Source organism: Marinobacter sp. Arc7-DN-1, from assembly GCF_003441595.1.
GTDB lineage: Bacteria > Pseudomonadota > Gammaproteobacteria > Pseudomonadales > Oleiphilaceae > Marinobacter > Marinobacter metalliresistant.
Genome location: NZ_CP031848.1, coordinates 4,084,000 through 4,109,837, shown reverse-complemented (window position 1 = coordinate 4,109,837; position 25,838 = coordinate 4,084,000). Strand labels below are relative to the sequence as shown.

Here is a 25,838-nt window from a genome sequence, read left to right as displayed (position 1 = left end):
GCCCCTTTATAAAGCAGGAGCAGGCACCCTGGGATAACGTGCCGACACGTGTGTGAATTTGCCGGATTTGTTTCCAGCGGGCGCGTTTATACCACAAACGGGCCAACAAACGCCATTATTTTTGAGGGCCTGCTTCCTTGTACCCGGGCATCAGGCCCCTTAAAATGCCGGTTTGATACAAATCAACGGGAAGCCCAATGCAGGTATCGATCAAGACTCCGGAAGAAATCGAAAAGATGCGCGTCGCAGGCCGCCTGGCGGCCAATGTTCTCGAGATGATCGGTGAACACGTCAAGCCTGGCGTAACCACCGAAGAGCTCGACCGGATTTGCCACGATTACATTGTAAACGAGCAGAAGGCCATCCCGGCCCCGCTCAACTACAAGGGTTTTCCGAAATCCATCTGCACCTCGGTCAACCACGTCATCTGCCACGGCATTCCTTCCGAGCAGAAAATTCTCAAGGACGGAGACATCCTGAACATCGATGTCACCGTAATAAAGGAGGGCTACCACGGCGACACCAGCAAGATGTGGATTGTCGGCAAGCCGAAACCGGGTACCGAGCGCCTGATCCAGATAACCCAGGAGTGCCTATATAAAGGTATTGAGCTGGTAAGGCCGGGAACCCGTCTCGGTGATATCGGCAACGTTATCCAACAGCATGCCGAGAAACATCGTTACTCGGTGGTGCGTGACTACTGTGGCCATGGTATCGGCGCGGTATTCCATGAGGAACCACAAGTGATGCACTACGGAAAACCCGGCACCGGCATGGAATTACAGGAAGGCATGACCTTCACCATTGAGCCGATGATCAATCAGGGCAAATACCAGACCAAGCTGCTGCCAGACGGATGGACGGTGGTCACCAAGGACCACAAGCTGTCCGCCCAGTGGGAACACACCATCCTCGTGACCGCAGACGGCCACGAGGTTCTTACCAAGCGATCGGAAGAGTCCTTCTAAGTGGACCGAAGCGAGCTGGAATCCCGCATCAGTAAAGACCCTTCTCCGGTGAAGGCGGCCCGGGAGCTGTTGAAGGGGAGGTACAACGCCGATGCCGAGGCCTTCCGGCAGGGTGCCGATGTTCGCGCTCTTGTCCAATCCAGGGCCGGCACGGTCGATACCGTTCTCAGACTGATCTGGAACCGTTATTCCTTTTCCAGCTCACCGGATATTGCCCTGATTGCGGTAGGCGGCTACGGTCGGGGCGAGCTTCACCCCCACTCTGACATCGACCTGCTTATCCTCACCCGGAATGGCATTGAAGACAGCTGGCACGAAGACCTCGGCGCCTTCGTTACGCTGCTCTGGGACCTGAGGCTCGATATTGGCCACAGCGTTCGCAGTATCGAGGAAAGCAAAGCCGCCGCCCGCGAAGACGTCACCATCCTGACCAATCTGCTTGAGACCCGCACCATTGCGGGGCCGGATGAGCTGCGCATGGAGCTCAGCGAGCAGGTGTATTCCGATGGTGTCAGTACCGATCGCGACTATTTCATTGCCAAGCGGGAAGAGCAGCAACAACGGCACCAGAAATACGGCGATACCGAGTACAACCTGGAACCCAACGTGAAAGGCTCACCGGGCGCCCTTCGTGATATCCAGACCATCGGCTGGATTACCAAGCGGCATTTCGGCCTGCAGAATATAGCCGACCTCACCCGCTTCAGCATCCTTACCGAAGAAGAGCACCAGATCCTGTTCCAGGGTGAGACCTTCCTGTGGCAGCTGCGTTACGGCCTTCAGCTTCTGGCAGACAGAAACGAGAACCGACTCCTGTTTGATCACCAGCGGGCCCTGGCCCAGATGCTTGGCTACAAGGATGAAGGCAAACGCCTCGGTGTAGAGCTGATGATGCAGTCCTACTACCGGACCGTTCTCGCCCTCGCCGAGCTGGCCGATGTGATCCTGCAGTATTACGACGAGGCGATCCTCGGCAGCGCTTCGGAGGATGCGATCCAGCCGATCAACAAACGCTTCCAGATTCGCAACTACTATATAGAAGCCGTCAACAATCAGGTCTTTGCCTACGCGCCTTACGCCATCATGGAAATCTTCGTGCTGATGGCGCAGCATCCCGAAATCAAGGGTATCCGGGCCACCACGATTCGTTCCCTGCGAGCACACCGGCACCTGATTGATGACGCCTTCCGTTCAGACTTGGCGGTAACCACGCTGTTCATGGAGTTGTTGAGAACCCCCCACGCGCTGGACCAGACCCTGTCCGCCATGAAGAAGTACAGCGTGCTTGGCCGGTATCTGCCTGAGTTCGGCCAGATCATCGGCCAGATGCAGCACGACCTGTTCCACATTTACACGGTGGATGCCCACACCATGCGGGTGATCCGGAACATGGTCCGACTCAACGGTACAGAAGCACAGACAGAGTACCCCCTCGCCTCCCGCCTGATTCACCGGCTGCCAAAACTGGAAACCCTCTACATTGCCGGCATCTACCATGATGTGGCCAAGGGCCGTGGCGGCGACCACTCAGAACTGGGCGCCATGGATGCCGAGGCCTTCTGCAAACGGCATCACCTCAGCGAGCGGGATACCCAGTTGATTTCCTGGCTGGTAGAAAACCATCTGTTGATGTCCATGACCGCTCAGCGCAAGGACATCTCGGACCCGGACATTATCCACGGTTTTGCCAGGGCAGTGCCAAGCCAGGCACATCTGGACTACCTGTACATCCTGACCGTGTGCGACATCAGCGCCACTAACCCCAAGCTCTGGAATACCTGGCGCGCTTCCCTCCTGCGCCAGCTCTACATCGAAGCCAAGCGGGCATTGCGGCGGGGCACTGAAACGCCCATCGACCGGCAGGAGTGGGTGCGCGCCACCCAGTCCGAGGCCCGGGAGATCCTGCACGCCCAGAACATGACCGACGAGCAGATTGATGCCATCTGGGACACCGTGGACGAGGACTACTTCCTCCAGGATTCCACTGTGGATATCGCCTGGCAAACGGCCGCCATCATCCGCCATGGCGACAACCCGGACCCGTTGGTACTGATTCGCGACACCCGGGGCGGCCCCACCGACGGTTATTCCCAGATCATCATTTACATGAAGGACCGGGTGGCCCTGTTTGCCGCGACCACGGCGGTGCTGGAGCAACTCAATCTGAACATCGTAGATGCCCGGATCAGCTCCAGCGAAGGGCCCTACTCCATCAGCTCCTACGTAGTGCTGGACGAGAAAAGCCAGCCACTGGGCATTGACCCTGCCCGCAAGGAGCGCACACGCAAGCGGCTGATTGAGGAGCTGGACGACCCAGACGACTACCCGGACATCATCCACCGGCGAACACCACGGCAACTGAAACATTTCGCTTTCCCGACGGAAGTGACGTTTTCCAACGACACCATCAATCAGCGCACGGTGATGGAGGTGATCACTCCGGACCGCCCCGGCCTTCTGGCACGGATCGGCCAGGTATTGCTGGAGCACCGCGTTCGCCTTAGCAATGCCAAGATTGCCACCCTGGGTGAGCGGGTTGAAGACGTATTCTTCGTCACCGACGAGCAGGGCGAACCTATCCGGGACCCGGCCATGTGCCAGGCCCTGCAGCAAGACCTCTGTAAAATGCTGGACGACATTCAATGAATCCGAACCTGGACAGACTCCACCCCTACCCGTTTGAAAAACTGGCCAGACTCAAGGCCGGCATCACCGTGCCCGACCACCTCCGGCCGATTTCACTCGGTATTGGTGAACCCAAACATCCGTCGCCAGACTTCGTTAAGCAGATCATTGCGAACAATCTCGACAAGCTTGCCAATTACCCGACCACCCGGGGAACCGACGAACTCCGTGAAGCCATCAGCCGGTGGGCAACCCGCCGATTCAATCTGGCACCCGGCAGCCTGAGCCCGGCCCGCCATATCGTGCCGGTGAATGGAACCCGGGAGGCCATCTTCTCCCTGGTTCAGGCCGTGGTAGACGCCAGCAAACCGGCCACCGTGATAAGCCCGAATCCGTTTTACCAGGTGTACGAAGGAGCTGCCTTCCTGGCGGGCGCCACGCCCGTGTACCTGCCCTGCGACGGTTCCAACGGCTTTATTCCGGATTTTGATTCGGTGCCAGAGCCTGTCTGGCAGGACTGCCAGGTGCTGTTCCTTTGCTCGCCGGGCAATCCGAGCGGTGCGGTCATTCCCAGAGAAACACTGGCAAACGTGATTGCGCTTGCCGACAAGTATGATTTCATCGTTGCCTCAGACGAGTGCTACTCCGAGCTCTACCCGGACGAAGCCAATCCACCCGAAGGCCTGTTGCAGACCTGCGCCGCCATTGGCCGCGATGATTACGCCCGATGCGTGGTATTCCACAGCCTGTCCAAGCGCAGCAACCTGCCGGGGCTGCGGTCCGGATTTGTTGCCGGTGACGCCCGGATTCTCGAAGGCTACCTGAAGTACCGAACCTATCATGGTTGCGCGATGCCGGCCCACAACCAACTGGCCAGCATTGCCGCCTGGAACGACGAAGACCATGTGCGGGAAAACCGCGCGGCCTATCGCGCCAAGTTCGAAGCGGTTGTCCCCATCCTGCGTGAAGTGATGGACGTGGATTTCCCGGATGCAGGTTTCTATCTATGGCCGGTCACTCCGATGGATGATGAAACCTTCGCCCGGGAGCTTTCAGCACAGCAGAATGTACACGTGCTTCCGGGCCGATACCTGTCCCGGACCGCAGATGGCCATAATCCGGGCGAAAACCGGGTGCGGATGGCCCTGGTGGCGCCCCTGGAAGAATGCGTGGAAGCAGCGCGCCGGATTGCTGAATTTGTTAAGGCGAATAAGACATGAAGCTTTATGGCATAAAAAACTGCGACACCGTCAAGAAAGCCCGCAAATGGCTGGATGAGAATGGCGTTGACTACGAATTCCACGATTTCAAAAAGGACGGACTGGACGGCGAGATGCTATCCCGCTGGGAACAGGCCGTTGGCTGGGAGACCCTGCTGAACCGTCGCGGAACCACCTGGCGCAAACTCTCCGAGGAGGTTCGTGATACCATTAGCGCCCAGAGCGCCCACGAGATCATGCTGGAGAATCCTTCCATCATTAAGCGCCCCGTCGTCGAACGGGGCGGGAATGTGTCCGCGGGCTTTAATGCAGACGAATGGGCTTCATGGCTAGCCTGAATTCCAGGTCCAACCCAACGTCAAAATTTAACTCCGGGGTCAGAAGAACGCTTTCTTCTGACCCCATATTCAGAACAGGAGCAACCACCTGATGAGTTTTGCATTCGGTATCGGTATCGGCACCCAGAACAACCAGGGCGAATGGCTGGAAGTCTTCTACCAGCAGCCGGTCATGACACCTGACGACACCCTCATGGAAGTCATTCGCAATGCAATGGACTACAAGGGTGGCAACCAGGTGATCAGCGCCACTACCGAACACCTCAGCCAGCTTGCCAACGCCCTGCGCCAGGTTGGCGAGACCGACCAGGCAACCCTGGCGGAAAAAGCCGCCAACAGCAAGCGCCCGGTGGCGATCACAATCCTGGAAACCGATACCACTGCCTCAAGCACGCCCGAGGTTTACCTGAAGCTGCACCTGATCTCCCACCGCCTGGCAAAACCGCACGGTGTAAAGCTGGACGGCATTTTCGGTCTGCTGCCGAACCTGGCCTGGACCAACGAAGGCGCAATCGACCTGAACGAACTCTCCGATCGACAGCTCCAGGCCCGGCTGGAAGGCCGTATGCTGGAGGTAAAATCGGTGGACAAGTTCCCGCAGATGACCGACTACGTGGTACCGAAAGGTGTGCGTATTGCCGATACCGCCCGTGTCCGTCTGGGCGCCTATGTGGGTGAAGGCACCACCGTCATGCACGAAGGCTTCATCAACTTCAACGCCGGCACCGAAGGCACCAGCATGATTGAAGGCCGTATTTCCGCTGGTGTTATGGTTGGCAAGGGCTCGGACCTGGGCGGTGGCTGCTCCACCATGGGTACCCTTTCCGGTGGTGGCAACATCATCATTGCCGTTGGCGAGAACTGCCTGATCGGTGCCAATGCCGGCATTGGTATCCCGCTGGGTGACCGTTGCAAGGTTGAAGCCGGACTGTACATCACCGCTGGCACCAAGGTTGCCCTGCTGGATGATAATAACGAGCTGGTTGAGGTTATCAAGGCCCGGGATCTGGCCAACCAGACCGACCTGCTGTTCCGTCGCAACAGCCAGACCGGCGCGGTGGAGTGCAAAACCAACAAGTCCGCCATCGAGCTGAATGAAGAGCTGCATGCGAACAACTGATTCTCCGACACTCGATCTTGCCATCGATCTGATCAGCCGGCGGTCCGTCACCCCGGACGATGCCGGCTGCCAGGAACTGATGATGTCTCGCCTGGTGCCTCTGGGCTTTGCCGGAGAAAACCTGCGTTTTGGCGATACCGATAACCTCTGGGCCCGCAAGGGCTCCGAAGGCCCGGTGCTCGCCTTTGCCGGGCATACCGACGTGGTGCCACCCGGGCCGGAGAAGAACTGGGCTCACCCGCCCTTTAATCCGGTCATCAAGGACGGTTACCTGTACGGCCGGGGCGCTGCCGATATGAAAGGCAGCCTCGCTGCGTTCATCACTGCTTGTGAGCGATTTGTAGCGAACTACCCGGATCATCGGGGCTCGATTGCCCTGCTGATCACCAGTGACGAAGAAGGCCCCGCCCAGCACGGCACCGTGAAAGTAGTGGAAACCCTGGAAGCCAGGAACGAGAAAATCGACTGGTGCCTGATTGGCGAACCGTCCAGCACCCATGAGGTGGGCGACGTGATCAAGAACGGGCGCCGGGGCTCCCTCCATGGTTACCTGACGGTTCGAGGCGTGCAGGGCCACGTGGCCTATCCGCACATGGCCGAGAACCCGGTCCATTCGGCCGCCCCGGCGCTGGATGCCCTGGCGAATGAGTTCTGGGACAGCGGCAACGATTACTTCCCGCCGACCACCTTCCAGATCACCAAAGTGGCAGCCGGCACCGGCAGTAACATCATCCCCGGAGAGTGCCTGGTGCACTTCAACTTCCGCTACTGCACCGAAAATACCGCAGAAAGCCTGGAGGAACGGGTAGTCGCGATTCTGGACCGCCACAACCTGAAGTACGACCTGCAGTGGCACCTGAGCGGGCGGCCCTTCCTGACCGACAAGGGCGCACTGGTGTCCGCCAGCCAGGATGCCATTCGTGCGGTTACCGGACGGGAAACCGAGCTTTCGACCTCAGGCGGCACCTCAGATGGCCGGTTCATTGCCCCGACCGGCGCACAAGTAGTCGAGCTTGGCCCCATCAACGCCACCATTCATAAAGTGGATGAGCGTGTGAAGGCCAAGGACCTGGACACGCTATCAGAGATTTACGAGCAGATTCTGATCGAGCTTCTGGCGTAAAGCGTGAACCTGGGGTCAGATGAAAATGGGGTCAGATGAAATTTTCATCTGACCCCATTTTCATCTGACCCCATTTTCAGTAGTGAGGCGGAGGGGTTTCGTCCTGTTCCGATTTGATATCGGACGGGGATACATCCTTCAGCTGTTTGTGCAACAAGCGCTTAGCCTCCCACAACTCCCGAATGTCCATTTCCTGCTTCGCCACCTGCTCGCTCAGCGTGTTGATAACGTCATCCTGAAACGCCAGCCGTGTTTCCAGCTCGTCCAGTCGGATTTCCAGATCGTTCTGGCTCATTGGTATTGGTACTCCCCTGGGTGGATCTCTGAAGAATGGGATAGATGACACTGCTTTACCCCGTTGCTTGGTCAGCGCTCGGGATAATCTGGTATCATGCCGCCTTTGCCCGCCAGCGCTCCCGTTTTCCGGGGAACTGACGGTTTTCACCGGCCGGATGCCCGATTTTACCCGATATCCGGTTTTTATCGTTAGCGTTACAAGAATGGAGATATTTCACTCAATGCGTAATCCATCCAAAGCGATCCTTGTTGCTCTCCTGATCGCCATTCCCGCACCCTTGGTACTTGCCCTGTTGCTGTCGTTCACCCCCGAGCCACTTCGTCTTATTGCCGTTGGCGAATTTGTTGAAGCACTGGGAAGCACCCGTGGCATCGCTGCTTACGTTATTGCCCTCGTTCTTTTCGGCGTTACGGGCTTCCTGGCCCTTGCGCTCTCAGCCAAACAACCGGCCAGCCAGCGCAGCACTTCCCGGCCCGACAACCGCGCACCGAGCCAGAACTACGATGAGGACGAAGACGACAGCTACGACGAGAACAGCCCTGAGGGTGACGAGGAAGGTACCGTCAAGTGGTTTAACGTCAAGAAAGGCTTTGGCTTTATCGTGCGTGACAGTGGCGATGAGGTTTTCGTTCACTTCCGTGCTATCCGTGGTCGCGGCCGCCGGGTTCTCCGCCAGGGACAACTGGTTCGCTTTAATGTTGTGGAAGCCGACAAGGGGCTGCAAGCCGACAACGTTTCCATCCTGAGTGACTGAATCACGGTCCACTGAAAACAAAGAGGCAGCCCGCGGGCTGCCTCTTTCAGTTCCAGGCGACCTGTTGTTCACCCCGGTGATCCAGGCGCCACCACTTTTCTTCCTCAACCGGCTCGCCTTCTTTCCAGTCTCCCGGGCTGCAACGAATCTCGGTATCCATGGCCCGCCAGGCACTGCGGGCGCAGTCCAGATCGCTGCTCCAGGGCAGACGCTCACCCTCAATGACCAGTGACGTAAAGCGCTTTCCAAAAGCCCCCGGATACAGGGCTATCCGAAGCGACTCGCCTTCATAACGGGCCAAACCCTTGACCACGCCTGTAACCTCACTGTCGTCCAGTTTCAATTCGTCGACGTGGCTCTCGAGCCATCCCGAAACCGCACCCGCTTCCAGATCACGAATATAAATTTCCAGGTCCTGCACCCGCTGAATCTCCATCCTGCTGCTCACAATGCAGCACATAGTGAACCGGCCCGCGCCGCGCTGCAACCCAGCGCTCCAGTTCCTGCCGCAAATCCTCGATGCTGAGCTGACGCACCGTTCCCGCCGCCTTGCGCTCATGCCAGACCACCTCGGCAGCCGCACGCTGGAGCTGGATTTCGCCCAGCGAGGTCTCAATCTCTTCGACCGGTTCTTTCCGCGCCAGCGCCACCAGAGACTGACGCCGCAGGGTGTCTGCCTGCCCCGCGAGAGCCAATGCATCTGTCGGCCCCCTACGGGCAAATAGACTCAGCCGGGCGGCGGCCCGCTCCAGCCACTGCAGCATTCCACCCGGGGTGCTGACACACCGGCTGCGCCTGGAAGAGACAAAACGGATCACCGCCCCCGGAACCTGCACGTTCCACTGTTTCTCGATGGCCGCCTGATGGGCGATCAGAATCGCCTGGCGCTGAACCGTGCTTGAAACCGGCATATCATAGGTGTCCAGAGTTCGACCCAGGCGGTGTTGCAGTGGTGCTGCTGCGTTGCTACCGCCCGGCTCGTCAGGCCCCAACAGGAGTATTGGCCCCTCCCATTGCAGCACCAGCGCTGACGCCAGACCATCGGGCAGATTCATCAGAGCAACCAGATCGGAGGGAGAAATGTTGTCGAGCACGAGAACCGGCCAGCGAGAGTGATCGCCCGGAGAATGCCCAATGCCTCCTCGCTCCGGAAGGACCGGCAAATCACTGGCCATGATCTCCGCTTCGCGCCTCAGGTCCAGCTCGACATAATCCTGTTCCAGCGCTGACAGAAGCACCTGCAGCCAGGCAGTTTTGCCGGAACCACGCTCGCCACGCACCCAAACTATAGCTGAGGGCGAGGCTTCCAGACTGACCGCCACATCTTCAGCAAGCTCAATCCACGCGGAATCCGTAACCACCACTGGCGCTCTCTGGAGTTCATCAATGGGTGGAGGGTCCCGATCCTCAGTCTGGTCTGGCCAGCGGGCGACCAGCTCAAGGACTGCCACATAAGCCTTTTCCTGCAGCCGCTCGGCGTGGCGAACCAGGGCTTCCAGCAACTGCGCCCACCCCAGCCAGGGTGACTCGCGGGCCTCCCTGGCCGCTGCAAACCAGTACATGAGTTGGGAAGATAACAGGCCCTCGCCACCGACTTCGGTCACGATGGGTTGCTCACACTGAATGGTGCGGGTGAGTTCGTCCATATCCACCCCACAGCCCCGCAGAAAGCGGGTTATTGCCGGGCCCGAATCCAGAAGGGCGAGCAGGTAATCTTCAACCGTAATCACTGAGCCACCACGGCGTTCAACGCTGTCCCGGGCTCGCAATAATGCCGTCTGGCACTGGGGATCCAGGCACCCTTGCCAATCTTCCATCAAACACCTCCCTGTTCTGTATGCATCATCCTGATGCAAAAGCTGTTTTGCGGAGTGCTATCATAACACTTTCGGGCGGTTGGCGGCCCGTACCAGGATCTCACCCTTTACCAGATACCGGTGTTTTCCATGCTGGCCCAGGGCTCTTTCGGCGGCAACGCCTCACCTTTTTGCAGCAATTCGATAGAAATGTTGTCCGGCGTGCGGATAAAGGCCATGTAACCATCCCGCGGCGGCCGGTTAATAGTGACGCCATTGGCCTTCAGGTGCTCGCAAAGTGCGTAAATGTTATCAACACGATAAGCGAGGTGACCGAAGTTCCGCCCGCCGGTGTACTCCTCCGGATCCCAGTTGTAGGTGAGCTCGATCATTGGCGCCTTGTCCTCAAGGGCACGGGCCTCGTCTTCAGGAGCTGCCAGGAACACTAGGGTAAATCGGCCCTTATCGCTGCTTTTCCGATTGATTTCAACCATCCCCAGCAGATCGCAGAAGAAATGAAGAGTCTCGTCCAGGTTACTCACCCGGATCATGGTGTGCAGATATTGCATGGCGCCTCCTTCGGAACAGGATTAATCGCAAATTCATCATCTTACTATGGGGACATTTTACGGTATTCTGGCCCCATGGATGCAAAAACAGCGGACAACCACCTCTCGGAGCTGAATACACCGGCAATCCGACATCTCGCTTGGCTGTGCCGGGCGCCTCAGCTGTTACACTCGCCACTGACCTTTGAGCCAGCCCGATACCTCTCCGGAGCTTTGGACAGCACATTCTGGGCATGGGACAGCAACCCCGGTGCGGCTCCGGCGCTACTGAGAGAAGCGCCCCTGAAGCGACTGGGCTTTTATTTCGAGCGACTTTACCGGGTATTGCTGGAAGACCTGCTTGGCTGGGACATTATTCTGCAGAACCGGCAGATACAGTCGAACGGGCGAACCATTGGCGAGCTGGATTTTGTGGTGCACAATCGGACCGATGACCGGATAGAGCACCACGAAATTGCCATCAAGTATTACCTGGGTGTGCCCGAGCCGAATGGGAAGACCCTGTGGTACGGCCCTAACGCCAGGGACCGACTTGACCTGAAAACCGACCGGATGCTGCACCAGCAAAGCCAGCGGACCCAGTTGCCGGAGGCCCGAACCTTACTGGATGAGGTCGGGATTACGAGGCCGGTGACGCCCAGAATTTTTATGCCGGGATACCTGTTTTATCCTACCGCACAAGAAGCTATCGCTCCCGACTATGTACCCGCCAATCACCTGCACGGGCAATGGTGCTATCTTTCGCAGGTGACGTCATCGAACATTCCCGGTTGGGTGGTACTGAACAAACCCCACTGGATTGGGCGCTGGCGCCAGAGTAAGGCGCCCGAAACGGAAGATGTATTGGCTGCGCTGAACATAATCGAGCGCCACGCCATGCCTCTGTTGTTCGCCAACCTCGAGAAAGATTCAACCACCGGACTCTGGCAGGAAACCGACCGGTTATTCGTGGTGCCGGACACTTGGCCCTAGTGGTCAATCAGGTATCGATCAGATCCTTTGCCCACTGAGGCAAGACTTCCTGACAGGAACGCCACTGCCCCGCCTGCCAGACCGCGACGCGCAAGTAGGGTTGATCAAGGCTGGTGTTATCGACCAGGTGCAGTTCATCCGCCAGGCCTATGCATTGGCGAAGATTCGCCAGGGCTCTTGGAATTCGCGCCTCTATCTTGGTCTCCGGTACATTGTGCCCTCCGGATTTTACGCGGGAGGCCACCCGGGCCTTATTCAATGATGCCAGTTCCAGGTGGAAATAGAACAGCCGAATGCGAAACCCTGCCGCTTTGGCAGCGCCCACGAAGTCCACCTTCGACGGATGGGAGAAGACGGTCTCGAAGCAGAAACCCTGACGTTCCTCAAGCAGTCGAAACCGTTCCCGTTCTGCGATCAGCGCCGCCTCATAACTGTGTTTCTCGGGCGCATCCGGCCAAACGCTGCGGGCAATGTTATCGGCATTCACCAAAGGGATCTTCCGGCGGGCCAGAAAACGCTCATAGAAGGTTGTCTTGCCGGCACCGTTACCGCCAACCAGCAGCCAGAGCTCAGGCCGCGTTGTCACGGTCACTCAGTGCCTCAAAACGCCCGTTGCGAAACTGCCCGACTTCCCGGGAGCCATCCGGATAAATGGCCTCCAGATACCCGGGCTTGTCGCCAGAGGCCTGATACACCGTGCGCCCCCGGGCAATGGACCGGCTCAACTCGCCACTTTCACGGGCCTGATCCACCTCCGCCCAAAGGTCATCACTGGAAACCGACTCAGCCACCACCGGCTCAACCCTCACCTGGCGAATACCCTGGATGATGGCAATCAGATCCTCGGCACTCACCTCACCGGCAACGGCGCGCCCTATCTCGGCCCAGTACTCAATCTGCTTGGGCGTTGAACGCCGATGAACCGCGCCCTCGGCTGCGGCGTGGCCGACCAGGGTGTCGTCGAGACGGACAGCGGTTGTCATGATGGCCTCCTGAGGTATGACTTGGTGCTTGTTACAGGTTACCACGGGTGTTGCGAGTTGCAACACCTGAGACTTGCTTCTTCGACCAGGTCTGGACATGGGGTCAGGTCTAGTGGACATGGGGTCAGGTCTTGCCTTTGCGCTCTTTTACTATCCGACCAATGCGCGAATAACTCAGCCCTAAGTAATCTCCAATTTCCTTCAGCGTATACCCACCGCTGGCATAGGCTTTCGCGATAGCGGCATTACGATCTTCAGTTTTGCAAAAATATGCTTCCAGGGACAACGGCTCAGGGCGGCGCTGAGCTGCGGGGACTTCGCTCAAACGGTCCGGCTCGTCAAGGTGTTCCAGCATGCGTTCACGAAACTGGTGGTTACTTCCCAGGTAAATCTGCCCTTTAAGGTCATCCCAGGGTGAACTTTTGGGACAGGCATTACTGACGAAGTCGACGTAAGCCTGCTGTGCCTGACTTCTGGTTGTTCCGAATACCGAAAGCAACCAATCTGTAGTCAGGTGGTCCAACGGAGGAACCTCACCGGCAGTGGCCCGGTAACTGCTCCACGGCCACTCAGGTGGGAATGAAACCATTTCGGCCCTGACGGGGTTCAGAACAATGTAACGGGCAAGTTCCCGCAAATAGGTTTCCTTCTCAACCAAAATGGCCTTGTATCGCCCCTGAAAAACGTGCCCCACCCGACCATGGGCCCTGTTGAAATACTGAGTGTACAGGCCGTTGAGCTGGCGCATGCCTTTGGAAAGGTTCGCCTCAGGGGTTTCGATCAAGAGGTGGTAGTGGTTCCCCATCAGACAATAGGCATGGCAAAGCCAGTTATACCTTTCGCAGGTGCTCCCCAGAATATCGAGGTAACTTTCCCGGTCATCGGGTGTCTCGTTGATGGCTTCCTGTCGATTGCCTCGGGAGGTGACGTGGTAGAGCGCGCCTTCAAATTCCAGGCGTAGTGGTCTGGCCATTCCTTGGCTCCCTGTCGGTTACGAGTTGGGAGAGTTCCTTTCTCTCAAGATCAAAGAGCAAGACCTGACCCCTGATCTGTGTGCCCCCTGATCCATGACCCTGATCTGGCCTGTTACAGGTTACCACGGTTGTTGCGTGTTGCAACAATTGAGACTTGCTTCTTCGATCAGGCCTTAAATTGGTGATGCGCCAGCCGGGCGTTGTTTCCGATATTCCTCCATCGATATCTTGCCCAGTTGCGGAGTAAGCTTGCAGAATCGGGTTCCCCAGGGGTATTCATTCTGATGTCTATAAACTTCTGCCCAGCCCTCACCGTCCTTCCAGGATTCCAGGTCAAGGTCTCGCCAGTACCGGGGATTGCGTCCTGTCCTCCTGTCGTGTTCTGCCGTTACCGGGTCCAGGTGACGGAAAGGTTCGAGGCGAGGGGTATCAGGTAGCGGCTGACTCACATCCATGTAACGCTGCAGCATATCCCAGGTAGCCAGTACTTCATTCTTGTTTGACTCAATGGTGCTAAAGGCCGTTTTGTTGAAGGTTTTCTGGGTATAGCGGTGCACCAACATTAACCGGTAAAAGACGCCACTTTCCTGGATAACCCGGTCCACATAGGCATCGAATTCCACAAAGGGAACTTCGAAAAAGCGTTTTCGTCCCAAAGCAATCCGGACCTGGCCGGTGACTCGGTTGAATTCACTGCAGCCGTCCTCCATTGTCTCGTTTAACCGTTTGTTGAGTGTCTTTTCGAATGGTTTGAGAAGGAAGCCTAGGCCGGTGCTCATGATCCAGTTGGTGGTGACGGGGGTCACCCAGATCGCAAATGCAAACCAACTTAATGTCAGAAGAAAGGCTGTTGCAATCGCGATGATAGCAATGGCATCAGACAGGTTAGGTTGTTCGAGGAACTCTACAACCCCCCAGCAAACCATTCCCACTCCGCTCAGCCACAGAAAAATTATCCAAGTAAGAGGTATGATTAAGATCAAGAACTTAAGCCCCAGCTTCCCGTTCAAAAACCGTATCCGCTGATGATCCCACCACCAATCCTCATCCCGGAATTCCGGATCGCTCTTTTCGCAGTCCTGAAGTGCCTCAACATCCTGAATCGTGCCAAGGTAAGGAACGGCCCCCGCATAGCTGCCAAAAGGCTGCAACTCTTCGCCAATGCGGGTGCGTTTAGTCGGGGCCTCGGGCAAGGGGCCAATGGCCGATGCCCGGAAGGCTGTGTCCATGAACACGGATTGTTCGTGTTCGCTGTTCATGTGCTGACCTCGGTGAAGTACCAGTAAGGGGATTGAGGCTGGGAATAGGGGTTCAGGACCGACCGAACTTTGGAAGGTGGTTGACTATGCTGTGTAACATCGAACGGCTCGTAGTCTTCGAGCACCGGGGCGGGGAACACCAGCGGTCCCAGTTCGGTATCCAGGGTGGCCTGAAGCCCAACTCGGACCTGAGTCGTTACAGTCTCCTCGTAAAACAAACCCTGATAACTGCTGTCCTGGATTTCACGCCGCACAAGGAATCGAACCGCTGACTGGTTGGGCAGGGACTGCCGGGCGGTGACCTTGGTCAGCGGTGTGACCTTAAGCATCTGGGTATCACTTACCGAATCTGTCGAGCCGGGAGCGACAGCTGTAGCTGTCGAGGACTGGTAGGCTACCTCCTGGACTACCAAACGGAATGGGCTGTCAGTTAGGCCGCCACCACCCTTTCGGTATATCCTCAAGCGACTAACGAGCGGGAACTGGAGCGTAATCACGTAATCATCCGCTTTCGGCGGATAGTCAGGGTGGGCGAGCGCAGGGTCTTGCTCCACCTCCTCATACCGCTGGGCCGTCACCTGAACAGGCGACAAAAGGGCCAGCAACTGGCTGTAGTAGGCTTGATCATCCCGCCCCGGCAACGCTCCATCAGGGTAAGTGCCCCAAGGGCCACGTTTGAGCAGTTTTTCAAAGGCATCATCGGTGGCAGCCCCCGCATACAGCCCGCCACCAACCGTCATCACTAAACCAAAAATAGCCCAGCCCCAACCTGGTATTGCCAGCAAGCCATGCATAAGGGGAGACGACAAAACAACCAAGCTTCCGGTCATGGCGATTGCATGCCCTGTCGCGGTATCGAAGTCCTTATTGGTCATGCTGATTCGCATGCCCCAATAGCTCAGGCCAGCTCCGACCCCGCCAGCGACGAATGTTGCCAGGCCCGCGACACGGACCAGCGTAGAGGCTCCACTACGTTTCAGCAAGCTCCCAATAAATGTCCAGTTTTTCATATCAAACAGAGGTCGGACCGCGATCTGATGTACTCTTGCAGTAGCCCCAGTCGCAGCGGAGGATCTGCCCAACACTTCGCTGAGTTTGAGTGATGCAGCAAGTAGCTCACTCCCCGCACCAGCCAAGAGCTTCGTAACTGCTAGAGGTACATTTCCCTGATCAGATTTTACTGCTTTTCGAAGTGACTGAGCTTCCAAAAAAACATTAAAAGCAGCCAATACCACCAACCCATGAGACACCGCCGGACCATCCACTACCTGCCCAACCTGCTTGGCATAATCCACCTTAAGCAAACTCAGTTTATGGGCTTCAGGGTGCCCCGCTGGAGCAGAAAAAACAAAGGCCGAGCCGGCGACCTTTTTAATGGCCTCATCCAATGCTTCTGCGGCACGCCCGGGACTGGTCGAAGCCATCCGGTTGCCTGTCTCATCTAACAGATCCGCGTACAGGTAATCCTTGCTCCGTGTAAGCAAGCCCTCCGTTCGGTCGAAATCCGTAAGGCCACGTTTGAGACCATGACCAGATACTCCCACGATAATTCGTTGCTCCATAGCCCCGGTCCGCCCCATCACATCGATGCCCCTGAGCGTCGGGTCAGCCAGCACAAGATTCGAACTGACTCTCTGCATAATCCGCTGTATTTCGAGGGACTGAATCACGTCTTCTTCGACAAGGCGTTTGCATACTGTCAGTATCGAAGTGCTCCATTCGTTAAGGGCACCAGAAATCATGCCTCCTACCTTGCCTGCGTTAGCAACCCCCTTGATCGCACTGCTATTGCCTGCATCGTTTTCTCTGACCTGCTTCTCAAGGTGCACCAAAGACTGAACATTCAGTCGATTTAACAACGCTTCATCAATCTCAGCCTGCTGCTGGGCAAGTTGTCGCAAGCGCTCAAATGGGGATATTGCAGAAGAATCGCTCTCATGCTCTTTCGTTGATTCGTCTGCTGCCGGAGCCCACTTTTCCAGGAAATCGCCAGCAACTATCCATTGCCGTAAACCGGTGAACACGTGATTGCGGCTTGCCACACCCTGTGCTTTAAGGACCCCCGGAATCTGCTGCAGGATGTTCAGCTTGTCAGCAATCAGCAAGTAAGCTTCACAGATCGCAACATCCCTGCATTCACGGTAGTCGTCGAAGACCGGGTCGAGCTTTCTTCCTTTTATCATGTCCAGAAGCCCGTCAACGTGTCTTTCAATTATGCGGATAGCATGATTTTTTTCCGCAGTGTGCAACACATTATCCAACTTCTCCCGGTCTATAGCTTTTGCGTAATTGGCCAGGGCACTGGGACTTCCATTTGGCAAAGGATCAAACACGGCTTGCCTAATCAGCATGGCTGAGTGAGCCATAGGGTTTTTCTGAATCGACACATCCACCGCATCCAGATAATGCAATGCCAACTGCAACTGGGCGAGGCTGTGACGCAATCTGAACAGTGGATCCGGCAGCGCCACACAGGCCAGGCCTCTCTGGCCTCGCAAGTCGGCCAGCATGTCGTTCCCAGGATCGCATTGGATACCCAGTCCAACTGACTCGTCACCCTCTTCCTGGTTGTCTTTCAGCCGTTTAGCGAGTTTTGAACAGAGCTCTGAATCTGAGGGTTGTTCAAAGGTTGGCAAGAAATCCCGGGGGTTCTCCAGCATCAGCTCAACGCCAAGATCCCGAGCTCGCAATTCGGGCACATCCTCAATTCGAGAAGCCGGGAATCCGGTCCTAAAGCTCAGCGAGTCCACCGTGGTAACGGCCCATGCGTGCCCTACACCAGTTGTACGGGCAGTCCGTGTGCGCTCATCTTCTTCCAACGCCTGGATGTAACTCCAGTCCCACTGAACTTCGCTGTAAGCCATTCGGAAATCGTGCAAAACCGCCTGACTCTCCAGAAATACCGGTAGTAGTACATCATCCAACCACTCGCCCTCTGCGGGGCGCTCTATCCTTAAACTGCTGTTTAGATCGTTGATCGATTCCCGAGCGTTGGCCAGGTCAACATCACTTAGTCTGGAATCCGGACCGATCTGCAGCTCACGCCATAACCTATCGCGACAAAAAACATAAAGGAAACCGGGCCGAAGCATCGCAACTGCCTTTCCCTGATTGACGGGCGCACCATAACCGACAGTAACGGGTAGCGTGCTCTCGACCTCTGCAAGAGGCTTCACACGTAGCAGAGTGTTCTCCTGATGATCTTCCCGCTCGACATTCGACCGCGCGTTCTTGATGAGCGGAATGGCGATTTGGCCTCCCTTACGCTTTGGAATCGTGAGGACGAGATCGTGCGGGTTGGTTTCATCGTATTCGGCTTTGCGACACACGGAGCGCTCTTTACACTCATCTGAAAACGCCACAGTATCAGTCATTCGTTGTCCTCCTTTGACACCCCTTTCCAGGCCTCCACGGTGTCCCTGTCGAGTTTGCCGCCGATAACATCGACAATCAGCTTTCGCTCGCTGCCAGGCAACTCCTGTAGAGGGGCGTCGGCTGAAGAACCATTTTGGCGAGTGCTGACATTCGCAAGCCTCACTTCAGACGCCGCTACTGGTTTGTCTTTTTCCAGAATCTGCGGAAACTGAGTATTCTGAGGAAAAGTGCCAGTACCACCCCCCGGACTCCCCCCAGAATTGATCCCCACCCCCGGCCCCGCCAGCGTCACGCCACTCGGATCCAGCTTGAGCAAACTGCCACCCGCCGAAATAGTGAGCTCTGCTCCGGCGTCCAGCACCACTTTGGCGCCGGCCTTGTGGTGTACTTCAGTACCGGCTTCGCTGAGGGTGCCCTTGCCGGATTTCTGGTGGAAGGTGCCGCCGATGTTCTGAGGGCAATCGCCGCCCACGGATTCGCGCTTTTCTCCGTCGACAGTGCAGTGTTCATTGGCTTTTGTGTGGCTGAAGCGGTTGTTCTCGACGGTGAGGTGGCTATCGTTCCGGATCACCTCGGTCCGGTTGTTCTCGGTAAGCAAGTCCAGGTCTTTCTGGGCGTGGAGGTAGATCTGCTCCTGGTCGGCTTCGTCTTCAAACCTCAGTTCGTTGCTGCCCTCGCCCTTGTGGGTTTTGGTTTTCAGGGTGGTGCGGGTTTTGTGTTCCGGCAGCGCATAGGGCGGCGTGTTGGTGACGTGGTGGGTGCGACCGGTGATGATGGGCTGGTCCGGGTCGCCGTCCAGGAAGGAGACAATCACTTCGTGGCCCATCCTGGGCAGTGCCATGAAGCCGTACTGGCCGCCGGCCCAGCCCTGGCTGACCCGTAGCCAGGCGCTGCTGTGTTCGTTATTGCGGCTGTATCTATCCCACGGAAAGCGGACTTTTACCCGGCCGTGCTTATCACAGTGAATCTCTTCACCCTCGGGCCCGGTGACCATGGCAATCTGCGGGCCGTCCATCCGGGGGCGGTGTTGGGTTTGTGGCCGCCAGGGGATGTCGGCGGGCACCGCGCGGAATTGGTTATGGTAGGTGGTCGGCTCGCTGCCGTCCTCTTCTTCCAGGGCCTGGGGTTGGGTGCCGGTGTGGATGATCGCCGTCAGCAGCCATTCCCGGTTCAGGGCATCGCTGCCGTGGTCAGTCAGTTCTACCTTTGGCACCCGCACAGAATCCGGGCGGTTGCTCTCCCCGGTGGCGGTGCGGGCGTCGTTGCGCAGGGACTGAAGTCTGGCCTTCGGTGAAGGGCTGGCCACTGGCGTCGGCCTTGAAACGGCCGGGGTAGTCGTAGTGCTGGTAGTCCCTCAGCGATGATGCAATCCGCCGTGGCATTCTCGTGCATCAGGGGTAGGCCGGATTCCTGAAGGTGTAGTCCTTCATGGCCACGGAGGCCCACCGCACCGCCTCCCTCATATCGGAAACGATACACCACCGGGCGCCGGGTGCTGCCGCCCGCGTTGGCGTTGTACTCCGCGGGAGCCAGTGTCGGGGCATCCGCCGTGGTGGTCGGCGATGACCAGGGCCGGTTGAATCTCCCCGTCCACGCTGCCGTGTTCGTAGCGGTAGTGCCAGCCTTCCTCGGCGGCCAAGGCGTTCGACAAAGGCCCGGTCGCTTTCCCGGTGCCTGGACGCAATACTCCCGCTCTTGCGGTGGGCGTTTGAAATCAAAGACCGAATCGATAATGCCCCGCTCCTCCAACAGGGTCCGCACGATGGCATCGGTGCCTTGGGCCTGGAAGATCCGGCCTGTTGTGCATCAGGCCAGACGCCAGAGCGGGGGCTGGATGACCAGTTCGTAGCGGGTGCGCCGGTGGCCGGCATCGCCCGGGCGAATTCGCTGACCACGCCGGTGAAACGCCGAAGCGGCACGCCGTCCCTGCCAGACGGCGAGATCGACCGGTTGTTCCAGAATGTCCCGCAGCCTGAATCGACCGTCGGTACTGGCCAGCTCAAGGCGACGTGGAACACCTCGGAAAGGCGTCCGGCAGGGTGAAGCCAAACCACTGAGAATAGATCCGGGGGAGTTCGCCAACACGGGCGGTAAACTGCAATCCGCTTGCCTGGGGCATATCTTCAATCCCTGAAGTTGGGGTCAGATGAACTTTCATCTGACCCCGAATTCCACGCCAACCACATCCTGGTCGGGTTGACGAACAACAACTGGCGGGGAAAGTACCAGCACTGGTTCAGAAAATCCAGTGGTGAGGGCTGAACATGGGGTCAGATGAAAATGGGGTCAGATGAAAAGTTCATCTGACCCCATTTTCATCTGACCCCGATTTCAACCGATCAGCTTTCCTGCAAGGCCTGCCGGATCAGTCTGAGACTTTCAGGAGCACCTTTCCGGTGTTCTTGTTTTCGGAGACGTAGGCCATTGCCTCTTCTACCTGCTCAATCGGCCAGGTGCTGTCGATCAGCGGTTCGATCTGGCAGGCACTGAGCAGTGGCCAGACATGCCGGTACAGGGCCTGCATCACCTCGCCTTTGTCTGCGACGGTGCGGGAGCGAAGCGTGGAGCCGATCAGGCGCTGGCGCTTGATCAGCATCAGCCCCAGATCCACTTCGGCCATTCGCCCGCCCATCAGTCCGATCAGCACAATGCGGCCGTCGACATTCAGCACCTTCTGGTCGTCCGCAATGTAACTGCCGCCGACCGGGTCCAGCACCATATCCACCCCGCCCCAGCTCTTAACCGCGTCAACAAAGGAACCCGCTTTCCGGTTCCAGACACCACTGGCTCCCAGGTTCCGGCAGGTCTCCAGCTTGGCGTCATCGCCGGCGGTCGCAAACACCGGGTTGCCAAACGCCGTGGCCAGTTGAATAACAGCGGTGCCCAGTCCGCTGGCGCCTGCGTGCAGAAGCACCCGCTCACCGGGTTTCAGCGCTGCCTCGTGGTAGAGGTTCAGCCAGGCCGTGGCAAAAACTTCCGGAATCGCCGCGGCTTTCTCCAGAGTCAGGCCCTTGGGTATTGGCAATACCTGAATGTCCGGTACAACCACGCGGGTGGCGTAGCCCCCGCCCGTCAGCAAGGCACACACTTCATCCCCGGGCTGAAAGCGGCTAACGCCCGGGCCAACCGAGGCAATCCGGCCACTCACTTCCAGGCCCAGGATGTCGGAGGCACCCGGCGGAGGCGGGTAAACACCGGCCCGCTGCATAAGGTCCGCCCGGTTGATTGCTGTCCAGACTACTTCGATTTCTACGTGATCTGCCGGTGGCTCACCCGGCCCTTCCCAGGTTTCCCAGCGGAGGTTGGCCCCCGTCATCTTGATTGCTTTGCTCATGTCTGATATCTCGGCCTTGCTCATATCCGCTCAGGATACCCCATGTTTTTCAAGCGTTGCACGAATGATATCGCCATAGCGAGTGGCAAGCGACGAAACCCGCCACTCACCCGGGCAACTGGGCAAGGGAGGATTTGCCAACAGTTCCGCAAGCCGGTCAGCCGCGGCCAAAGCCTCGGCTTCTGGCTCGCCCGGATGGCTTGGGTAGCGCTGATTCCGGGGGACGTATTCCGGATAAGCAAGCCGGTCCGGAGCGAGCGCAAGGCAGCCAGAAGCCATGGCCTCCAGCATCGCCAGTCCCTGAAAATCGTGCAGCGCCGTGGAAACAGCCACATCCGCCTGCCTGAGCAGCCGGTTGTAATCGTCGCGGCTTGCCATGAAACCAAAATTGACCAGCCGTTCGCTGTGTCGCTGCTCGATCAACCGGAACGCCTCAGGTGCGTTGCGGAACTGCTCACCCACTACACTGATACGAAACGGCTGGCCACGGGCGACCAGTGCATCCAGCAGAAGCAGCAGCCGGTCCGGCCCCTTGTCGTATTCCCAGCGATGGTTCCACACCAGATGCGGGCACTGTCGATCAACGCCACAATGATCGCCTGCAAACAGGCTGTCTTCAACCGGTACAGGAAGCACCCTGGATTTTTCATCAATAGTGCGGATCAGGCCTTCAGGTACACCATCAGGCAGCTTGTCCAGAAAAGCCTGGGCCTGCTCAAGAAAGCTGCGTCGGTTCCAGTCGCTGTTGAACAGAACCGTATCCGCGGCGACCACACTGTACAGGTTCACCATTTTAGGCTCAGCGCTGGAATGCTGGTTGCCGGAATCCGGGTAGGCGAACTGGTTCTCGTGCATGTACAGGATGGCAGGCGTTGCGGCGAGATGGGGGTGGATTCCCCGGAGGCTGGCAAGATCCACCATGGAGGTAACCAGCAACAGATCCCAGGATTCCTGCAGCAAGGGTTCCCGAAACCAGCTCAGCGCATTACCACGAATCCGCCACTGGAAGAACCGGGGCGGCAGGGCCAGGGTATGCCAGTCGAACTCCGGATGCGTTGCCACCAGCTGTTCCCGCCAGCGTCGGTGGCTGCCTGCATCGTAGGCCGAAAGCAGGAGTATTCGGGGTCGGTTCGTTGCTGTGTGTTCGGGCATGGGCGCATTCTGCCCTACTCCCGGTTCGACAACCAGACGCTTTGATAGGGCTTAAGTGTGATCGAGCCGGACAGGTCATCGATCTTCATACCCGAGATCAGGTCCTGCCAGTGATCGGTTCCTATGAGATTGATATCACTCAAAGCCACTGGCTGAACCTCATCGCTGATGTTGTGAATGCAGAAGATCGACTGATCCCGCCGCATGCTCTGCCGCCAGAAGCCAAATAACTGAAGGCCCAGATGCAGGGTGAACTGGGTGGCATTGGGGTGGAATGCGGGCTGTTTTCGACGGATGGCAATCAGGCGCTTCAACTCCTGGAAGGCCTTGCTGTGATGGCTCAGGGGGTCCGCGAGCTTCTGCTCCAGCTCATCCAGTTGCCACTGGCTGCGGTTAATGGACCGCAGCCGACCGGTGTGCTCCACCCGCTCCAGATCGTTCTCAGTCGCCAGCAGGCTGTGGATGTAGAACGCCGGAATCCCCTCCAGCGCCAGCATAACGGTGTGAGCACAGATAAAGCGCTGCAACTGCCAGTGATCCGCACCGGATTCCGCGGTTCCCCTCAGGGCATCGTAGAGCGCAATGTTGATTTCGTAGGGCTGGTCCCGGCCATCGGCCGTACGGCGATAGGACACCTTGCCTCCGAAGGAATCCATGGTATTGATCAGCCGCTGCTTTTCCTCATCGGTCAGCAGGCCATCGGTCGGGCGCATGCCAATGCCGTCGTGGGAGGCGATGAAGTTCAGGTAAGTGGTGCCCATTTGCGCCGGCGGCATACTCATCAGCCAGGTTTTCAGGTGCTTGCAGTCTCCGGTCACCAGGGTATTGATCAGCAACGGTGGCAGGGAAAAATTATAGATAACATGGGCTTCGTTGGCGTTGCCAAAGTAGGTCAGATTTTCGCGGTTGGGCACGTTGGTCTCGGTAATGACCACCGCATCCGGACTGTGATGCTCGATCAGAAGGCGCAGGATCTTGATCAGCTCGTGGGTCTGCCTGAGGTGGATGCTGGGCGTGCCCGGCTCTTTCCACAGGAAAGCCACCGCATCCAGTCTGAACAGGGTAATGCCCCGCTCCAGGTATTGCCGAATGATCGCCGCGAACTCCATCAACACCTTCGGGTTGGCAAAGTTCAGATCGACCTGGTCCTCACTAAAGGTACACCAGACGTACCGCTCACCATCGTCGGTCTGCACCGGATTCAGCAGCGGTGAGGTGCGGGGCCTCACCACGGCACTCAGATCATCCCGGGGATTGCCCTCAAAGAAATAGTCCTTGCCCGGATCCACCCGTTTTCGGAAATTCTCAAACCAACGGCTGCGGGCCGACATGTGGTTAACAACCAAATCCGCCATGAGCCGGTAATCCCGGGCGATGCGCTCGATGTCTTCCCAGGTTCCGTGGGATTCGTTGACAGCCAGGTAATCCATCACCGAGAAACCATCGTCTGAGCTGTAGGGGAAAAACGGCAGGATATGGACGGACGACAGGCTGTCAGCCAGGCAGTCACTGAGGAACCGGTGCAAAGTGACCAGAGGCTTCTCCCCTGGCTGCTGCACCGTATCGGCATAGGTGATCAGCACCACATCCGATTCATCCCAGTTGTTCTGATGGGCCGGGGGCGGCGGCTGGTTGGCCGCCAGACCCATGGTAATCAGCAGCTGTTCCGAAAGGAAATCGCAATCCAGTTCCGGGTAGACCACGTCCAGCATGGCCACCAGCTTGGCTTTCAGCGGCTGGTTCATGGCCGGAATTCCTCGTTATCCAGCTCGACCGCCTCCAGCAACTGTTCCTTGATATCCGGGAGGGCGCTGGTTACCCGGTTCCAGCTGGGAATGAAGGGGGTATCCATGGGGTTATCCAGAAAATAGGCGCCGGCCCGCATCACATTCTGGGCGAACAGCTCCACGGCTTTCTCTTCCTTGTGCCGGTCAAAGGTCAGGCCGTTGATTATGGCGTCGTTCTGGTAGGTTTCGACAAAATCCAGGGCGATCCGGAAATAGGTGGCCTTGATGGTGCGAAATTTCTCGTTGGAGAAAATCTCGCCGTTGGTCGCCAGCTTGCGGAACAGGGCCTTGGCGATGTCCATGCTCATTTTTGAGAGCCCCCTGCTGGCATCCTCGGGGGACAGTTCCTGATGTTTGTGATCGTACACATCGGCGATGTCCACCTGGCACAGACGGTTGGTCGCGTAGTTGCGCTTCATTTCCGAAAGCACTCCGATCTCCAGGCCCCAGTCGCTGGGGATGCGCAGATCGTTGATCACGTCGGTACGGAACGAGAATTCACCGGCCAGGGGATAGCGGTAACTGTCCAGGTAATCCAGAAAATCGTTGGGGCCGCACACCTTTTTCAGGGCCCGGATCAGTGGTGTCACCAACAGGCGGCTGACCCGACCGTTCATTTTGCTATCGGCCACCCGGGCGTAATAGCCTTTGCAGAACATATAGTTGAAGCCCGGGTTCGCCACCGGGTATATCAGCCGCGCCACCAGGTCCCTGGAATAGGTCAGGATGTCGCAATCGTGCAGCGCAACCGATTTACTCACCCCAGACGCCAGCACATAGCCGAAGCAGTACCAGACATTTCGTCCCTTGCCCATTTCCGTCGGTGCCAGATTTTGCTCACGAAGCTGGAGATCAATGGCCCTCAGTCGCGGCCCGTCGTTCCACAACACTTTGAAGTTCTGGGGCAACTCAGAGAAATACTCGAGGGCATGGCGATATTGCTCCTCGTTCGCCCGGTCCAGGCCGATAACAACCTGATCCAGATAGGACACCTTGCCAAGTTCCTGCACGATGTTTTTCAGGGCCGGGCCTTCCAGCTCGGAATAGAGCGACGGCAGCACCAGGGACATGGGGCGGGATTTGCGGAAGTTCATCAACTCCGCTTCGAGGTCCTCCACCGGGCGGCGAACCAGGTTATGGAGGGTGGTGATAATGCCATTCTGGTAAAAGTCGCCCATGGCGGCTCTCCTT

24 protein-coding genes are annotated in these 25,838 nt (G+C 57.7%); 9 read left to right on the top strand and 15 right to left on the bottom strand.

The annotated features are described in order from the left end of the window. The first annotated feature begins 197 nt into the window (after nucleotides 1-197). From map to dapE, 6 genes are all read left to right on the top strand, one after another. On the top strand, nucleotides 198-968 hold the full coding sequence (gene map, locus D0851_RS19240) for a type I methionyl aminopeptidase (protein WP_117620065.1): 771 nt from the start codon (nucleotides 198-200) through the stop codon (nucleotides 966-968). Continuing rightward, the gene (locus tag D0851_RS19235; protein ID WP_117620064.1) at nucleotides 969-3,614 is read left to right on the top strand and encodes a [protein-PII] uridylyltransferase; all 2,646 of its coding nucleotides are present in this window, start codon (nucleotides 969-971) and stop codon (nucleotides 3,612-3,614) included. Further along, a complete protein-coding gene (dapC, locus tag D0851_RS19230) occupies nucleotides 3,611-4,813 on the top strand; it encodes a succinyldiaminopimelate transaminase (protein WP_117620063.1) in 1,203 nt (400 codons plus the stop codon). The genes D0851_RS19235 and dapC overlap by 4 nt, the downstream gene beginning before the upstream one ends. Then, nucleotides 4,810-5,151 (top strand): ArsC family reductase, encoded by a 342-nt coding sequence (locus tag D0851_RS19225; RefSeq protein ID WP_117620062.1) that lies wholly within the window; start codon nucleotides 4,810-4,812, stop codon nucleotides 5,149-5,151. Before dapC ends, D0851_RS19225 begins: the two co-directional genes overlap by 4 nt. Before the next feature lie 91 nt (nucleotides 5,152-5,242). Further along, a complete protein-coding gene (gene dapD / locus D0851_RS19220; protein ID WP_117620061.1) occupies nucleotides 5,243-6,271 on the top strand; it encodes a 2,3,4,5-tetrahydropyridine-2,6-dicarboxylate N-succinyltransferase in 1,029 nt (342 codons plus the stop codon). After that, nucleotides 6,258-7,394: a succinyl-diaminopimelate desuccinylase gene (dapE, locus tag D0851_RS19215; protein ID WP_117620060.1), complete on the top strand. Its 1,137-nt coding sequence runs from the start codon at nucleotides 6,258-6,260 to the stop codon at nucleotides 7,392-7,394. Before dapD ends, dapE begins: the two co-directional genes overlap by 14 nt. Nucleotides 7,395-7,470: 76 nt before the next feature. Here the strand turns inward: dapE and D0851_RS19210 are convergent, their stop codons facing one another. Next, nucleotides 7,471-7,689: a SlyX family protein gene (locus D0851_RS19210; protein WP_117620059.1), complete on the bottom strand. Its 219-nt coding sequence runs from the start codon at nucleotides 7,687-7,689 to the stop codon at nucleotides 7,471-7,473. A 223-nt stretch (nucleotides 7,690-7,912) separates the two neighbouring features. Between D0851_RS19210 and D0851_RS20955 the strand changes: the two genes are divergently transcribed. Continuing rightward, entirely contained in the window at nucleotides 7,913-8,446 is a 534-nt protein-coding gene (locus D0851_RS20955) for a cold-shock protein (protein WP_117620058.1), read from the top strand. A gap of 46 nt (nucleotides 8,447-8,492) precedes the next feature. On the opposite strand, the gene D0851_RS19200 is transcribed toward D0851_RS20955, so the two are convergent. The 3 genes from D0851_RS19200 to D0851_RS19190 all read right to left on the bottom strand — a co-directional run bounded on the left by D0851_RS19200 (nucleotide 8,493) and on the right by D0851_RS19190 (nucleotide 10,811). Then, nucleotides 8,493-8,867, bottom strand: a complete 375-nt coding sequence (locus tag D0851_RS19200; RefSeq protein ID WP_117620057.1) for a hypothetical protein — start codon at nucleotides 8,865-8,867, stop codon at nucleotides 8,493-8,495. After that, nucleotides 8,839-10,263 carry a hypothetical protein gene (locus tag D0851_RS19195; protein WP_117620056.1) on the bottom strand — a complete coding sequence of 475 codons (1,425 nt, stop codon included), beginning with the start codon at nucleotides 10,261-10,263 and terminating at the stop codon, nucleotides 8,839-8,841. The genes D0851_RS19200 and D0851_RS19195 overlap by 29 nt, the downstream gene beginning before the upstream one ends. Nucleotides 10,264-10,370: 107 nt before the next feature. After that, the gene (locus D0851_RS19190) at nucleotides 10,371-10,811 is read right to left on the bottom strand and encodes a VOC family protein (protein ID WP_117620055.1); all 441 of its coding nucleotides are present in this window, start codon (nucleotides 10,809-10,811) and stop codon (nucleotides 10,371-10,373) included. 75 nt (nucleotides 10,812-10,886) lie between these two features. Between D0851_RS19190 and D0851_RS19185 the strand changes: the two genes are divergently transcribed. Beyond that, nucleotides 10,887-11,783, top strand: a complete 897-nt coding sequence (locus D0851_RS19185; protein ID WP_117620054.1) for a DUF1853 family protein — start codon at nucleotides 10,887-10,889, stop codon at nucleotides 11,781-11,783. Nucleotides 11,784-11,790: 7 nt separating this feature from the next. Here the strand turns inward: D0851_RS19185 and D0851_RS19180 are convergent, their stop codons facing one another. From D0851_RS19180 to D0851_RS20695, 7 genes are all read right to left on the bottom strand, one after another. Beyond that, nucleotides 11,791-12,375, bottom strand: coding sequence for an AAA family ATPase (locus D0851_RS19180; RefSeq protein WP_227539365.1), 585 nt, complete (start codon nucleotides 12,373-12,375; stop codon nucleotides 11,791-11,793). Beyond that, a complete protein-coding gene (locus tag D0851_RS19175) occupies nucleotides 12,353-12,766 on the bottom strand; it encodes a TA system antitoxin ParD family protein (RefSeq protein ID WP_117620052.1) in 414 nt (137 codons plus the stop codon). The genes D0851_RS19180 and D0851_RS19175 overlap by 23 nt, the downstream gene beginning before the upstream one ends. Before the next feature lie 124 nt (nucleotides 12,767-12,890). Continuing rightward, nucleotides 12,891-13,739, bottom strand: a complete 849-nt coding sequence (locus tag D0851_RS19170) for a transposase (protein WP_117620051.1) — start codon at nucleotides 13,737-13,739, stop codon at nucleotides 12,891-12,893. Nucleotides 13,740-13,913: 174 nt separating this feature from the next. Continuing rightward, nucleotides 13,914-14,999 (bottom strand): hypothetical protein, encoded by a 1,086-nt coding sequence (locus D0851_RS19165; RefSeq protein WP_117620050.1) that lies wholly within the window; start codon nucleotides 14,997-14,999, stop codon nucleotides 13,914-13,916. Beyond that, entirely contained in the window at nucleotides 14,996-18,373 is a 3,378-nt protein-coding gene (locus D0851_RS19160) for a hypothetical protein (RefSeq protein WP_117620049.1), read from the bottom strand. The genes D0851_RS19165 and D0851_RS19160 overlap by 4 nt, the downstream gene beginning before the upstream one ends. Further along, on the bottom strand, nucleotides 18,370-19,680 hold the full coding sequence (locus D0851_RS20700) for a type VI secretion system Vgr family protein (protein WP_227539364.1): 1,311 nt from the start codon (nucleotides 19,678-19,680) through the stop codon (nucleotides 18,370-18,372). Before D0851_RS20700 ends, D0851_RS19160 begins: the two co-directional genes overlap by 4 nt. A 153-nt stretch (nucleotides 19,681-19,833) precedes the next feature. Continuing rightward, entirely contained in the window at nucleotides 19,834-20,025 is a 192-nt protein-coding gene (locus tag D0851_RS20695) for a hypothetical protein (RefSeq protein WP_227539363.1), read from the bottom strand. A gap of 44 nt (nucleotides 20,026-20,069) precedes the next feature. Between D0851_RS20695 and D0851_RS20690 the strand changes: the two genes are divergently transcribed. Next, nucleotides 20,070-20,417 (top strand): hypothetical protein, encoded by a 348-nt coding sequence (locus D0851_RS20690; RefSeq protein WP_227539362.1) that lies wholly within the window; start codon nucleotides 20,070-20,072, stop codon nucleotides 20,415-20,417. A gap of 322 nt (nucleotides 20,418-20,739) precedes the next feature. On the opposite strand, the gene D0851_RS19150 is transcribed toward D0851_RS20690, so the two are convergent. The 4 genes from D0851_RS19150 to D0851_RS19135 are packed head-to-tail and all read right to left on the bottom strand — an operon-like array spanning nucleotide 20,740 to nucleotide 25,825. Next, nucleotides 20,740-21,708 carry an NAD(P)H-quinone oxidoreductase gene (locus tag D0851_RS19150; protein ID WP_117620478.1) on the bottom strand — a complete coding sequence of 323 codons (969 nt, stop codon included), beginning with the start codon at nucleotides 21,706-21,708 and terminating at the stop codon, nucleotides 20,740-20,742. 30 nt (nucleotides 21,709-21,738) lie between these two features. After that, entirely contained in the window at nucleotides 21,739-22,860 is a 1,122-nt protein-coding gene (locus D0851_RS19145; protein ID WP_117620048.1) for a DUF3524 domain-containing protein, read from the bottom strand. Nucleotides 22,861-22,874: 14 nt separating this feature from the next. Beyond that, on the bottom strand, nucleotides 22,875-24,605 hold the full coding sequence (locus D0851_RS19140) for a sugar phosphorylase (protein ID WP_117620047.1): 1,731 nt from the start codon (nucleotides 24,603-24,605) through the stop codon (nucleotides 22,875-22,877). After that, nucleotides 24,602-25,825, bottom strand: a complete 1,224-nt coding sequence (locus D0851_RS19135; protein ID WP_117620046.1) for a glycosyl transferase — start codon at nucleotides 25,823-25,825, stop codon at nucleotides 24,602-24,604. The genes D0851_RS19140 and D0851_RS19135 overlap by 4 nt, the downstream gene beginning before the upstream one ends. Nucleotides 25,826-25,838 lie beyond the last annotated feature (13 nt).